1 protein-coding gene (cut by a window edge) is annotated in these 15747 nt (G+C 69.2%); it reads left to right on the top strand.

Annotation, left to right across the window (positions count from 1 at the left end):
• Window positions 1–15747, top strand: partial view of a non-ribosomal peptide synthetase gene (locus JYK02_RS07255; protein WP_207050171.1) — the 3' portion only. It extends 13602 nt beyond the left edge of the window; only the last 15747 of its 29349 coding nucleotides appear in the window; the start codon falls outside the window, past its left edge; the stop codon is at window positions 15745–15747.

Here is a 15747-nt window from a genome sequence, read left to right as displayed (position 1 = left end):
GAGCTCGAGGGCCTCATCGGCTTCTTCGTCAACACGCTCGTCCTGCGGGCCCGGGTGAATCCGCACGCGACGTTCCGTGAGCTTCTGGCTCAAGTGCGCGGCACGACGCTCGCGGCCTACGAACACCAGCACCTGCCGTTCGAGAAGCTGGTGGAGTCGCTTCAGCCCGTGCGGGACGCGAGCCGCAGCCCGCTCTTCCAGGTGATGTTCGGCCTGCAGAACGCCCCCACCGGGGACCTGCGGATCCCTGGCCTCACCTTCCAGCAGATCACCTCCGACCGACGCTCCGCCAAGTTCGACCTCTCCCTGATGATGCAGGACTCGCCTCAGGGCTTCGTCGGTTCGCTGGAGTACAGCACCGCGCTCTTCGAGCAGAGCACCGCGGAGCGGATGGCCAGCCATCTGCGCACGCTGCTGGAGGCCGTCGCCGCGAAGCCCGAGCTGCCCGTGTCCGAGCTGCCATTGCTGACAGCGGACGAACGTCAGCGGCTGCTCGTGGAGTGGAATGACACGGCGGCCGTCAGCCCGACGGACGTCCCCGTCCACGTCCACTTCGCCCGGCAGGCCCTGCGCACGCCTCACGCTGTGGCGCTGGTGCTGGGAGATGACACGCTGACGTATGCGCAGCTGGACGCACGCGCGAACCAGCTGGCCCATCACCTGGGCTCGCTGGGTGTCGTCCGGGGTGCGCGCGTCGGTCTCGCCATCGAACGCTCGTTCGAGATGGTGACGGCGCTGCTCGCCATCCTCAAGGTGGGCGCGGCCTTCGTTCCCGTGGACCGCAACGCCCCCGTGGAGCGCATCGCCGCCCTGCTGGAGGACTCCGACGTCAGCGTGACGCTGACGCACGAGCCCTTCGCTTCGCTGTTGCCTGCCTCCGGCGAACGCGTCTTGTTGGACGCGCAGGCTCGTGAGATCGCCGCGCGTCCGACCCACGCTCCCGATGTCCGCGTGGACGGAGAGGCGCTGGCCTACGTCATGTTCACCTCGGGCAGTACGGGCCGTCCCAAGGGCGTCTCCGTGCCCCACCGGGGCATCACCCGGCTGGTGCTTGGCAACTCCTTCATGCGCTTCGGACCGGACGAGGTCTGGCTCCAGGCGGCCCCGGTTGCCTTTGACGCGTCCACGCTCGAAATCTGGGGCGCGCTGCTGCATGGCGCGAAGCTCGTCCTCGCTCCGCCTCACGCCCTCTCCCTGGAGGAGCTGGCCGCGCAGCTGCGCCACCACCGCGTGACAGCCCTGTGGCTCACCGCGGCTCTCTTCGAGCAGATGGTCCTGCACCAGGGTGATGCCCTCGCGGGTGTGCGTCAGGTCCTCGCCGGTGGCGACGTACTGCCCGCGGATCGCGTGCGCGAGCACCTGACGCGGCTTCCTTCCAGCGCCACCTTCATCAACGGCTACGGTCCCACGGAGAACACCACCTTCTCCGCCATCTTCGCGATGCACCGTGACTCGGTGGTGGAGGGTGCGGTGCCCATTGGCCGGCCGCTCTCCAACTCCACCGTCTACGTGCTCGACGCGCACCTGCACCCCGTGCCCGTGGGCGTCGCGGGTGAGGTGTACGTCGGAGGCCAGGGCCTCGCCTGGGGCTACTTCAATCGCCCGGACCTGACCGCGGAGCGCTTCGTCCCCCATCCCTTCGCCTCTTCGCCGGGTGTGCGCCTCTACCGCACGGGCGACAAGGCCCGTTGGCGCGAGGACGGCACGCTCGACTTCCTCGGTCGCGTCGACTTCCAGGTGAAGGTGCGCGGCTTCCGCATCGAGCTGGGAGAAATCGAAGCAGCGCTGCGTGGCTTCCCGGGTGTCAACGAGGCCATCGTGGTGGCCCGAGGCACGGACGCGGACAAGCGCCTCATCGGCTACGTCACCGCGCGCGACGGCCAGTCGCTGGATCCAGAAACCCTCAAGGCAAGCCTCAAGCAGCGGCTGCCCGAGTACATGGTGCCGTCGGCCCTGATGGTGCTGGAGGCCCTGCCCCTCAACGCCAACGGCAAGGTGGACCGCAAGGCCCTGCCCGAACCCTCGGACACGCCTCGGAGCTCCGTCTTCGTCGCGCCGCGCACCGCCACCGAGGAACAGCTGGCAGCCCTCTTCGCCGAGGTCCTCCGCGTGGAGCGCATCGGCATTCGGGATGACTTCTTCGCCCTGGGCGGCCACTCCCTGCTGGCCACCCAGCTCGTCTCGCGCGTGCGAGCCACGTTCCGCGTGGAGCTGCCGCTGCGGGCGCTCTTCGAGGCCCCCACCGTCGAAGGCCTCGCGCCGAAGCTCGCGGGAGCCCCGTCCGCCGCGCTCCGTGCTCCGCCCCTGCTGCGTTCGCCGCGCGAGGGAGCCATCCCGCTCTCCTTCGCCCAGCAGCGGCTCTGGCTGTTGGATCAGCTCCAGCCCGGTGACATCTCGTACAACATCCCCACCGCCCTGCGGCTGACAGGCCCGGTGGACGTGGAGTCCCTGCGTCAGGCTTTCGAGGCGCTGGTGGAGCGCCACGAATCGCTGCGCACCACGCTCTCCTCCGAGCACGACGAGCCGTCGCAGTGCATCCAGCCGCCCTCCGGCTGGGAGCTGCCCCTCATCGACCTGAGCGTCCTCCCTGAGGCACAGCGCGAAGAGGAGGCTCAGCGCGCGGCGGCCACGGAGGCCCAGCGTCCTTTCAATCTCACCACGGGCCCGCTGCTGCGCAGCACATTGGTGCGGCTGGGACAGGACTCGCACCTGCTGCTGGTGACGATGCACCACATCGTCTCCGACGGCTGGTCCATGGGCGTCCTCGTTCGCGAGGTCGCGGCCCTCTACGAAGCCTTCAGCTCGCGAAGCACTCCGGCCCTTCCGCCGCTGCCCGTGCAGTACGCGGACTTCGCCGTGTGGCAGCGAGGCTGGCTCCAGGGTGAAGCCCTGGACGCGCAGCTTGGCTACTGGAAGCAGCAGCTGTCCGGGGCACCGTCCGCGCTGGACCTGCCTACGGACCGCCCGCGTCCGCCCGTGCAGTCACGCCAAGGCGCGACGGTGGACGTGCACATTCCGCCTCAGGTCTCCCAGGCACTCAAAGCGCTGGCCCAGCGTGAGGGCGCGACGCCCTTCATGGTGCTGCTCGCGGCCTGGGAGGCGTTGCTGTCGCGCTACTCCACGCAGGATGACATCAGCGTGGGCACCCCCATCGCGGGCCGCACCCAGGCGGAGACCGAGGGCCTCATCGGCTTCTTCGTCAACACGCTGGTGCTGCGTGCCCACGTTCAGCCGCAGTCGACCTTCCGCGAGTTCCTCTCCCAGGTACGAGGCACGACGCTCGCGGCCTACGAGCACCAGCACGTCCCGTTCGAGAAGCTGGTGGAGGTCCTCCAGCCTGCGCGTGACCTGAGCCGCAGCGCGCTCTTCCAGGCGATGTTCTCCCTGCAGAACGCGCCTTCCGAAGCGCTTCGTCTGGCCGGGCTGTCCTTCCAGCCCGTCGCGGTGGACACCCGGTCCTCCAAGTTCGATCTCACGCTGACGCTGCAGGAGTCGCCCCAGGGCTTCGTCGGAGCACTGACGTACGCCACGGACCTCTTCGATGTGTCCACCGTGCAGCGCATGACGGGCCACCTGGGCGTGTTGCTGGAGGCCATCGCCGCGAAGCCGGACGCGACGCTCGCGAGCCTGCCGCTGCTCACCGCGCAGGAGCGTCAGCAGTTGCTTGTCGACTGGAACGGCCCGAGTGCTGAGTTCCCCCGTGACCTCTGCCTCCATGAGGCCTTCGCCGCCCAGGCCCTCCGCACGCCCGAAGCCCTGGCCGTCATCTGCCGCGATGAGCAGCTCACCTTCCGTGAACTGGACACGCGCGCCAATCAGCTCGCCCACCGGCTGGTGAAGCTGGGCGTTGGCCCCGATGTCCGCGTGGTGCTCTGCGTGGAGCGCTCGGTGGAAGCACTCGTCGGCATCCTCGGCACCCTCAAGGCCGGAGGCGCCTACGTCCCCATCGACCCCAGCTATCCCCGTGAATGGTTGGCTCACGTCCTCGTGGACACGAGCGCCCCGGTGGTCCTCACCCAGCAGCGCCTGCGCGACTCACTGCCTCCGCATGTCGCGCATGACATCTGCCTGGACTCCGATGTCGCGGACCTTGCTCTTGAGCCCTCGCACGCGCCCAAGACGGACGTCACGCCGGAGCACCTTGCGTACATCATCTACACCTCGGGCAGCACCGGCCGTCCCAAGGGTGTGATGATTCAGCACCGCTCCGTGCTGAACCTGCGCGTCGCCCTCGCCGCCACCGTGCACGCGGGCGCTCAGCCTGGAGAGCGCGTCAGCGTCAACGCGCCGCTGTCCTTCGATGCCTCCGTCAAGCAGCTCATCCAGGTGCTCGACGGCCACACCCTCTGCATCGTCCCGGATGAGGCCCGCGCCGACGTGCGTGAGCTCGTCCACCGGATTGGCCAGGACGCGCTGGACGTCCTGGACTGCTCGCCCGCGCACCTGCGCCTGCTGGTGGATGAAGGCCTGCTGCATAGCCAGTCCATCCCCCGTCGCGTCCTCGTGGGCGGTGAAGCCGTGGATCCGGCCACGTGGCGTCACCTGGCCGAAGTCCCGCGCCCGCGCGTCTTCAACGTCTACGGCCCCACCGAGTGCACCGTCGACGCCACCGCCTGCGCCTTCGACGCTTCGCCCACGCCCACCATCGGCCGGCCCCTGCCCAACGTGCGCGTCTACGTGCTGGACCGCACGCTGCGCCCGGTGCCTGTCGGTGTCGCCGGTGAGCTCTTCATCGGCGGCGAAGGCGTCGCTCGCGGCTACCTCAACCGCCCCGAACTGACGGCGGACCGGTTCATCCCCGACGCCTTCTCCTCCACGCCCGGTGCCCGCCTCTACCGCACCGGCGACGTGGTGCGCTGGCGCGTGGACGGGATGATCGACTACCTGGGCCGTGCGGACTTCCAGGTGAAGGTGCGCGGCTTCCGCATCGAACTGGGCGAGATCGAGTCCCGCTTGCTGGGACATCCCGCCGTGCACGCTGCCGTGGTGCTGGCGCGCGAGGACGTGCCCGGTGACAAGCGGCTCGTCGCGTACCTGGTCCCGGAAGAAGGCCAGTCGCTCGACGCCACGGAGGTGCGTGCGTTCCTCAAGCAGCACCTGCCCGAGTACATGGTGCCCTCCGCGCTCATCGTGCTGGAGGCCCTGCCGCTCAACACCAACGGCAAGGTGGACCGCAAGGCCCTGCCCGCGCCTCAGGGCACCGCGCTCGCCTCGACCTACGTCGCGCCGCGCACCCCCACGGAGGAGCAGCTCGCGGCCCTCTTCACGCAGGTATTGCGCGTGGAGCGCGTCGGCATCCAGGACGACTTCTTCGCGCTCGGCGGCCATTCGCTGCTGGCCACCCAGCTCGTCTCGCGCGTGAGGTCCGCCTTCCGCGTGGAGTTGCCGCTGCGGTCCCTCTTCGAAGCCCCCACGGTCGCTACGCTCGCGGAGCGCATCCAGGGGAGCACGCCGAGCCGTCACCCACTGCCCCCGAGCCCCCAGGCTCACGCGGGCGGCCTGCGGCCGTTGTCCTTCGCCCAGCAGCGGCTGTGGCTGCTGGATCAGCTCCAGCCGGGCGATGCGTCCTACAACATCCCCACCGCGCTCCAGCTCTCAGGACGCGTGGACGTGGAGGCCCTGCGCCGCGCCTTCGAGTCGCTCGTCCAGCGACACGAAGCCCTGCGCACCACCTTCCACGAGCACCAGGGGCAGCCCACCCAGACCGTCCGCGCCGCGGAGGGCTGGACGCTGCCGCTCGTGGACCTCTCTACCCACCCCGAAGCCCTGCGAGAGGACGAGGCGCGGCGGCTGGCCGACGAGGAAGCGCGGCGGCCCTTCGACCTCGCCAGGGGACCGCTGCTGCGCAGCACGTTGGTGCGCCTGACGGACGACTCCCACCTGCTGCTGGTGACGATGCATCACATCGTCTCCGACGGCTGGTCCATGGGTGTCCTCGTCCGGGAGATGGCTGCCTTCTACGCGGCCTTCACCACGGGAAGCACGCCGCAGCTCGCGCCGCTGCCCATGCAGTACGCGGACTTCGCGACGTGGCAGCGCAACTGGCTCCAGGGTGAGGCCCTGGACGCGCAGATCTCCTACTGGAAGCAGCAGCTGGCCGGTGCCCCCGCCGCGCTGGAACTGCCCACGGATCGCCCGCGCCCGCCTGTGCAGTCCCACCGAGGCGCGATGGCGGAGGTGCGCGTTTCCAAGCACACCTCGGAGGCCCTCAAGGCCCTGGCGCAGCGAGAAGGCGCCACGCCCTTCATGACGCTGCTGGCGGCCTTCCAGGTGCTGCTGTCGCGCTACTCCGCTCAGGACGACATCAGCGTCGGTTCACCCATCGCGGGCCGCACCCAGGCGGAGACCGAAGGCCTCATCGGCTTCTTCATCAACACCCTGGTCCTGCGCGCCCGAGTGGATGCACGTGCGACGTTCCGTGAGCTGCTGGCCCAGGTGCGCGGCACGACGCTCGCGGCGTATGACCACCAGCACCTGCCCTTCGAAAAGCTTGTCGAAGCGGTGCAGCCCGCACGCGACCTGAGCCGCAGTCCCCTCTTCCAGGCGATGTTCGTCCTGCAGAACACGCCCACCGAGGCGCTGCGCCTGCCGGGCTTGTCGTTCCAGGCCCTGCCCCTGGAGGCCCACTTCGCCAAGTTCGACCTGTCGCTGGGCTTGCGTGAGGGGCAGGACGGCTTCGTCGGAACGCTGGAGTACGCGACGGACCTGTTCGACGCGGCGACCATCCAGCGCATGGCTGGACACTTCGGCGTGCTGCTGGAGGCCATCGCCGCGAAGCCGGATGCTCGGATGGGCAACCTGCCCCTGCTCACGGAGGCCGAACGGCAGCAGCTCCTCGTTGAGTGGAATCCGCTCGCTTCGCAGACGCCGCGGGAATCCAGCATCCCAGCGATGGTGGAAGCACAGGTGCGTCGCACGCCGGACGCGCTGGCTGTCATCACGCCGGAGCGGCAGCTGACGTATCGGGAGGTGGACGCGAAGGCCAACCAACTCGCCCACCGTCTGCGAGGACTCGGCGTCGGGCCTGAAGTCCGTGTGGGCCTGTGCGTCGAGCGCACCGAAGACCTCGTCATCGGTGCCCTCGGCATCCTCAAGGCCGGTGGTGCGTACGTGCCGCTGGACCCCAGCTACCCGCGTGAGCGTTTGGGCTGGCTGCTGGAAGACGCGCAGGGCCCTGCCCTCGTCGCCCACTCGCATCTGCTCGCCGCGTTGCCTGAAACCTCCGCGACGCCCGTGTGCCTCGACTCGGATGCGGAGTTGGCGAAGCAGCCCACCACGGCGCCCGAGGTGGACATCCACCCCGGGCACCTCGCCTACCTCATCTACACCTCCGGAAGTACGGGCCGTCCCAAGGGCGTTGCCATCTCCCATGGCAACGCTGTCTCCTTCCTCCACTGGGCCCTTGAGACCTTCACCCCGGAGGAGCTGAAGGGAACCCTCGCCGCGACGAGCCTCAACTTCGACCTCTCCGTCTTCGAACTCTTCGCGCCGTTGAGCAGCGGCGGCACGGTGGTGGTGGCACGCAACGCACTGCACCTGGCGGAGCTCCCGACCGCCTCCCACGTCACCCTCGTCAACACGGTGCCCTCCGCCATGGCGCAACTGCTGCGCCTGAATGCGGTACCGCCCACCGTGCGTGTCATCAACCTCGCGGGTGAAGCGCTGCCGGAGACGTTGGCGAAGCAGGTCTACGCCGTCCCGACGGTGCAGAAGCTCTACAACCTCTACGGGCCTTCCGAGGACACCACCTACTCCACCGCCTCCCTCGTCGGCCGTGACGAGGTGCCGCTTATCGGCAGGCCTCTGCCCGCCACACGCGCCTACGTGCTGGACGCTTCGTTGCAGCCGGTGCCCGTGGGCGTCGCCGGTGAGCTGTACCTCGCGGGTGAAGGCCAGGCGCGGGGCTACCTGCTACGCCCGGAGCTCACCGCGGAGCGCTTCGTCCCGGAACCCTACGGCCCTCCGGGTGGTCGCATGTACCGCACGGGTGACCGCGTCCGGTACCGCATGGACGGGCGGCTGGAGTACCTCGGCCGCATCGACTTCCAGGTGAAGGTGCGCGGCTTCCGCATCGAGCTGGGCGAAATCGAAGCGGCACTCCGCCGTGTGCCCGGTCTCAAGGACGCCGTCGTCGTCGCCAAGGGCGAAGCCGCCGACAAGCGGCTGGTCGCCTACGTCACGCCCAGGGCGGAGTCCTCTCTGGAGGTGGAAGCCCTCAAGACCCACCTGCATCAGGGGCTCCCCGAGTACATGGTGCCCTCCACCTTCGTGGTGCTGGACGCCCTGCCCCTCAACTCCAACGGCAAGGTGGACCGCAAGGCCCTGCCCGAGCCGGAGGCACCGCAGTCGCGCAGCACCTACGAAGCGCCTCGCACGGAGACCGAGGCGAAGCTTGCATCCATCTGGGCGGAGGTGCTCCGGCTGCCCCAGGTGGGCGTGAAGGACTCCTTCTTCGAGCTGGGTGGCCACTCGCTGCTGGCCACGCAGGTGGTTTCGCGCGTGCGCGCGGAACTGGGCGTGGAACTGCCCCTGCGTGCACTCTTCGAGTCCCCCACGGTGGCAGCCCTGGCCGTGCGGCTGCATGGAAGCGCGAGCATCCAGGCTCCGAAGCTCACTCGGGCCTCGCACGACGGCCTGCGGCCGTTGTCCTTCGCCCAGCAGCGACTGTGGCTGCTGGATCAGCTCCAGCCCGGTGATGCGTCCTACAACATCCCCACCGCCCTCCATCTCTCTGGACGCGTTGATGTGGAGGCTTTGCGTCGTGCCTTCGAGTCGCTCGTCCAGCGACACGAAGCCCTGCGGACCACCTTCCACGAGCACCAGGGGCAACCCACGCAGCGGATCCATGCTCCGGCTGCATGGACGCTGCCGCTCACGGACCTCTCCTCCCTGCCCGAGAAGGAGCGAGAGCTCGAGGCGCGGCGGCTGGCCGACGAGGAAGCGCGGCGGCCCTTCGACCTCGCCAGGGGCCCGCTGCTGCGCAGCACGTTGGTGCGCCTGACGGACGACTCGCACCTGCTGCTGGTGACGATGCACCACATCGTCTCCGACGGCTGGTCCATGGGTGTCCTCGTCCGGGAGATGGCTGCCTTCTACGCAGCCTTCACCACGGGAGGCACGCCGCAGCTCGCGCCGCTGCCCATGCAGTATGCGGACTTCGCGACGTGGCAGCGCAACTGGCTCCAGGGTGAGGCCCTGGACGCGCAGATCGCCTACTGGAAGCAGCAGCTGGCCGGTGCCCCCGCCGCGCTGGAGTTGCCTACGGACCGCCCTCGTCCGTCCGTGCAGTCACACCGCGGCGCCACCGTGGACGTCCGCATTTCTTCGGCGGTCTCTCACGCGCTCAAGGCGCTGGCGCAGCGAGAAGGCGCGACGCCCTTCATGACGCTGCTGGCGGCCTTCCAGGTGCTGCTGTCGCGCTACTCCGCTCAGGACGACATCAGCGTCGGTTCACCCATCGCGGGCCGCACCCAGGCGGAGACGGAAGGCCTCATCGGCTTCTTCATCAACACCCTGGTCCTGCGCGCCCAGCTGAATCCGCGCGCGACGTTCCGTGAGCTGCTGGCCCAGGTGCGAGGCACGACGCTCGCGGCGTACGACCACCAGCACCTGCCCTTCGAAAAGCTTGTCGAAGCGGTGCAGCCCGCACGCGACCTGAGCCGCAGTCCCCTCTTCCAGGCGATGTTCGTCCTGCAGAACACGCCCACCGAGGCGCTGCGTCTGCCGGGCCTGTCGTTCCAGGGCATGCCGCTGGAGGCCCACTTCGCCAAGTTCGACCTGTCGCTGGGCTTGCGTGAGGGGCAGGACGGCTTCGTCGGCACGCTGGAGTACGCGACGGACCTCTTCGACGCGGCGACCATCCAGCGCATGGCCGGACACTTCGGCATGCTGCTGGAGGCCATCGCGAACAAGCCGGACACCAGGCTGAGCGATCTGCCCCTGCTCACGGGATCCGAGCGGCAGCAGCTCCTCGTTGAGTGGAACTCTGAAGCGGGACTGGCGATTCGTGAGCCGAGCATCCCCGCGATGGTGGAAGCCCAGGTGCGCCGCACGCCGGATGCGCTGGCTGTCATCACGCCGGAGCGGCAGCTGACGTATCGGGAGGTGGACGCGAAGGCCAACCAACTCGCCCACCGTCTGCGAGGACTCGGCGTCGGGCCTGAAGTCCGCGTCGGCCTCTGCGTGGAGCGCACCGAGGACCTCGTCATCGGTGCCCTCGGCATCCTCAAGGCCGGTGGCGCCTACGTGCCGCTGGACCCCAGCTACCCGCGTGAGCGCCTGGGCTGGCTGCTGGAAGACGCGCAGGGCCCTGCCCTCGTCGCCCACTCGCACCTGCTCGCCGCGCTGCCTGAAACCTCCGCTACGCCCGTGTGCCTCGACTCGGATGCGGAGCTGGCCAGCCAGCCCACAACGGCGCCCGAGGTGAACATCCACCCCGGGCACCTCGCCTACCTCATCTACACCTCCGGCAGCACCGGCCGTCCCAAGGGTGTCGCCATCTCCCATGGCAACGCCGTCTCGTTCCTCCACTGGGCGCTCGCGACGTTCACCCCGGAGGAGCTGAAGGGAACCCTCGCCGCGACGAGCCTCAACTTCGACCTCTCTGTCTTCGAGTTGTTCGCTCCATTGAGCAGTGGCGGCGCGGTGGTGGTGGCACGCAACGCCCTTCACCTGGCGGAGCTCCCGACCGCCTCCCACGTCACCCTCGTCAACACGGTGCCCTCCGCCATGGCGCAACTGCTGCGCCTGAATGCGGTACCGCCCACCGTGCGTGTCATCAACCTCGCGGGTGAGGCCCTGCCGGAGACGTTGGCGAAGCAGGTCTACGCAGTCCCCACGGTGCAGAAGCTCTACAACCTCTACGGCCCCTCCGAGGACACCACCTACTCCACGGCCTCGCTCGTCGGCCGCGACGAGGTGCCCCTCATTGGGCGTCCGCTTCCCGCGACACGTGCTTACGTCCTGGACGCTTCGTTGCAGCCGGTGCCCGTAGGCGTCGCCGGTGAGCTGTACCTCGCGGGTGAAGGCCAGGCACGCGGCTACCTGCTGCGCCCGGAGCTCACCGCGGAACGCTTCGTGCCGGAGCCCTACGGTCCTCCTGGCGGCCGCATGTACCGCACAGGCGATCGCGTCCGTTACCGCGCGGATGGGCGGCTGGAGTACTTGGGCCGCATCGACTTCCAGGTGAAGGTGCGTGGCTTCCGCATCGAGCTGGGCGAAATCGAAGCGGCACTCCGCCGTGTGCCCGGTCTCAAGGACGCGGTCGTCGTCGCGATGGGCGAAGCCGCCGATAAGCGGCTGGTCGCCTACGTCACCGCGCGCGATGGCCACTCGCTGGACTCCGAGTCACTGAAGGCACATCTCCGGCAGCAGTTGCCTGAGTACATGGTGCCGTCCGCGCTCCTCGTCCTGGAGGCCCTGCCCCTCAATGCCAACGGTAAGGTCGACCGCAAGGCCCTGCCCGAGCCGGAGGCCCCGCGGTCGCGCAGCACCTACGAAGCGCCTCGCACAGAGACGGAGGCGAAGCTTGCATCCATCTGGGCGGAGGTCCTTCGTCTGCCCCAGGTGGGCGTGAAGGATTCCTTCTTCGAGCTGGGTGGCCACTCGCTGCTGGCCACCCAGGTGGTGTCACGCGTGCGCGCCGAGTTCAGCGTGGAACTCCCGCTGCGCGCCCTCTTCGAGTCGCCCACCGTGGAGGCCCTCGCCATTCGCCTGAAGGGCCTCACTCGCACCAGCGCGCCGCAACTCACCCGCGTCTCGCATGACGGCCCGCTGCCGTTGTCCTTCGCCCAGCAGCGGCTGTGGCTCATCGATCAGCTTGAGCCGGGCAGCTCGCTCTACAACGTGCCCGTCGCAGTCCGGCTGGAGGGCCACCTGCGCGCCGACATGCTGGAGCGTGCCCTGCAGGAAGTCGTGCGCCGCCACGACGCCCTGCGCACCACCTTCGCCCAGGTGGAGGGGACGCCGGTCCAGGTCATCCATCCTGACAGCCACCAGCCCCTGGCCATCGTGGACCTCTCGGACGTGCCTGAAGCGCAGCGCGAGTCCGAGACGCGGGCCCGCATGGAAGCGGAGATGCGCCGGCCCTTCGACCTGCGCACGGGCCCCCTCCTCCGCTCGCTGCTCTTCAAGCTGGGCGAAACCGACCACGTCCTCGTCGTCACGATGCACCACATCGTCTCCGACGGCTGGTCGCTGGGCGTCCTGGTGCGGGAAATCACGGCCCTCTACTCGGCCGTCTCCGCCGGGCAGCCGACACCCCTTCCTGCCCTTTCCGTGCAGTACGCGGACTACGCCGACTGGCAGCGCCGCACGCTTTCCGGCGAGACGCTGCGGCAGGAAGTGGCCTGGTGGGAAACGAAGCTCTCCGGCGCGCCTGCTGTGCTGGAGCTGCCGACCGACTTCCCTCGTCCCGCTGTCCGGAGCACCGCGGGTGCCACCTTCAGCTTCCCCCTGTCGCGTGAGCTGACGGAGGCCCTGCGCGGCCTGGCTCACCGGGAAGGTGGCTCGCTCTTCATGGTGCTACTGGCCGCCTGGCAGGGACTCATGGCGCGCTACACGGGCCAGGACGACGTCAGCGTGGGCTCGCCTATCGCCGGGCGCACCCGCGCGGAGACGGAAGGCCTCATCGGCTTCTTCGTCAACACGCTCGTTCTGCGCGCGAAGGTGGACGAGGACCAGTCCTTCCGGACACTCCTCCAGCAGGTACGCGCCACGGTGCTGGAAGCCTATGAGCACCAGGATGTGCCCTTCGAGAAGCTGGTGGAAGCCTTGCAGCCCACTCGCAGCCTCAGCCACACGCCTCTCTTCCAGACGCTGCTGGCGCTCCAGAACGTGCCCACCGAGGACGTGCGCCTGCCGGACCTCCGACTGCGAGGCCTGGAGGCAACCCACTCGACGTCGAAGTTCGACGTGAGTGTCTTCTTCACCGAAGGCACTGAAGGCCTGCTCAGCACGCTCGAGTACAGCACCGCCCTCTTCAAGCGGAGCACCATCGAGCGGATGGCGGGCCACCTGCGCACGCTGCTGGAGGCCGTCGCCGCGAAGCCTGAACAGGCCATGACCGAGGTGCAGTTGCTGACGGGAGTGGAACGCCAGCGCATCCTCGTGGAGTGGAACGACACGGTTGCCGTCAGCCCGACGGACATCCCCGTCCATGTCCACTTCGCACAGCAGGCCCTGCGCACGCCTCATGCCGTCGCGATGGTGCTGGGAGACGCTTCGCTGACGTATGCGCAACTGGATGCACGCGCGAACCAGCTGGCCCATCACCTGGGCTCGCTGGGCGTCGTCCCGGGTGCACGCGTCGGCCTCGCCGTCGAGCGTTCGTTCGAAATGGTGACCGCGCTGCTCGCCATCCTCAAGGTAGGCGCGGCCTTCGTCTCCGTGGACCGCAACGCTCCCGTGGAGCGCATCGCGACGTTGCTGGAGGACGCCGACGTCAGCGTAACGCTGACTCACCAGCCCTTCGCCTTGCTGCTGCCTGCCTCCGGTACCCGCGTCTGGCTGGATGCGCAGCGCGACGTCATCGCCGCGCTGCCCACGCATGCGCCCGATGTCCGTGTGGATGGCGAGGCGCTGGCCTACGTCATGTTCACCTCGGGCAGCACAGGCCGCCCCAAGGGCGTCTCCGTGCCCCACCGGGGCATCACCCGGCTGGTGCTCGGCAACTCGTTCATGCGCTTCGGGCCGGACGAGGTCTGGCTCCAGTTCGCCCCCGTCGCCTTCGACGCGTCCACGCTCGAAATCTGGGGCGCGCTGCTGCATGGCGCGAAGCTCGTCCTCGCTCCGCCTCACGCTCTCTCGCTGGAGGAGCTGGCCGCGCAGCTGCGTCACCACCGCGTGACGTCACTCTGGCTCACCGCCGCCCTCTTCGAGCATATGGCCCTGCACCAGGGCGAAGCCCTTGCAGGCGTGCGTCAGGTGCTTGCTGGTGGCGACGTGCTGCCCGCCGCGCGCGTGCGAGAGCACCTCTCGCGCATCCCCGAAGGCACCACCTTCATCAACGGCTACGGCCCCACGGAGAACACCACCTTCTCCGCGACCTTCACCATGCACCGCGACTCGGTGGTGGAGGGCGCGGTGCCCATTGGCCGCCCGCTTTCCAACTCCACCGTCTACGTGCTCGACGCGCGTCTGCACCCCGTGCCCGTGGGCGTCGCGGGTGAGGTGTACGTCGGTGGCCAGGGCCTGGCCTGGGGCTACCTCAACCGCCCGGACCTGACCGCGGAGCGCTTCGTTCCGCACCCCTTTGCCACCAGTCCTGGCGAACGCCTCTACCGCACGGGCGACAAGGCCCGCTGGCGTGAGGACGGCACGCTCGACTTCCTCGGTCGCGTCGACTTCCAGGTGAAGGTGCGTGGCTTCCGCATCGAGCTGGGTGAAATCGAAGCGGCGCTGCGTGCATTCACGGGCGTCAACGAGGCTGTCGTCGTGGCTCGGGGCTCGGACACCGACAAGCGCCTCATCGGTTACGTCACCGCGCGCGACGGCCACGCGGTGGACTGCGACGCGCTCAAGGTCCACCTCAAGCAGCGGCTGCCCGAGTACATGGTGCCGTCAGTCCTGATGGTGCTGGAGGCCCTGCCCCTCAACGCCAACGGCAAGGTGGACCGCAAGGCCCTGCCCGAACCCGACGCCCACGCCGTCGAGGCCCGGGACTTCGTCGCGCCCCGTGATGCCCTCGAGATGCAGCTCGCGCGCATCTGGCAGGACGTCCTCGGTGTCCGCTCCGTCGGCGTCCGCACCAGCTTCTTCGAACTTGGCGGCCACTCACTGCTCGCCGTGCGCGTGGTCGCCGCTGTCCGCGAGCGCCTGGGCCGGACGCTCCCCCTCTCCGTCCTCTTCCAGCAGCCCACCGTCGAGCAGCTCGCCCAGGTGCTCCGCGATGACTCGCAGGCCTGGACACCCCTCGTCCCGATGGAGCGCGGGGAGCCCGGCCAGCGGCCTCTCTTCCTCGTCCACCCGGGTGGCGGCAACGTCCTCGCCTACCTGGAGCTGGCGAACCGCCTCGGCCCCTCTCTGCCTGTCTACGGCCTCCAGTCGCGCGGCCTCGACGGACGCGCCGTCGCGGAGTCCATCGAGGAGATGGCCACCCTCTACATTGAGGCCATCCGCACCGTGCAGCCTCACGGCCCCTACCGGCTCGGAGGCTGGTCCCTGGGTGGACTCGTCGCCTACGAAATGGCCCAGCGGCTGCGCGAAGCCGGCGAGGCCGTGGACGTGCTCGCCCTCATCGACACCTACGTCCCCAGCCTGACGAAGCCCGCTCAGGACGCCGTACACTTCGACGCGGGAACCCGGGCGAAGCTCGCCTTCGCCCATGCCACGGCCAACGCCTTCGGTCAGACGCTCTCCGTCTCCGACGACGTCCTGGCCCAGGGCAGTGAGGAAGCCATGCTGGCCCACCTGCTGGAGGAAGGACTCCGGGCGCGCATCCTCGACGCGCACTCCGGCCCCGCACAGCTGCGTGCCCTCTTCAACGTCTTCCGCGCCAACCTCTTCGCCCAGGAGAAGTACGTGCCCCGGCCGTACGACGGCACCGCCCTGCTCCTGAGCGCCGGCGAAGCCCCCGCCGCGATCCCGGCACATCGCGGCTGGGAGCCCCTCATCCGCGGCGGCCTGGACGTGCACACCGTCCCGGGGGGCCACCACGCCCTGATGCAGGACCCGCACCTCGGGCCCGTCGTCGAGCACCTGCGCAAGGCGCTGTCCGCCGTCCCGAAGCAGGAGGACACCGGCAGCTGA

It is taken from the genome of Corallococcus macrosporus (assembly GCF_017302985.1).
GTDB classification, from domain to species: domain Bacteria; phylum Myxococcota; class Myxococcia; order Myxococcales; family Myxococcaceae; genus Corallococcus; species Corallococcus macrosporus_A.
This window is presented reverse-complemented; position numbering and strand designations above follow the sequence as displayed.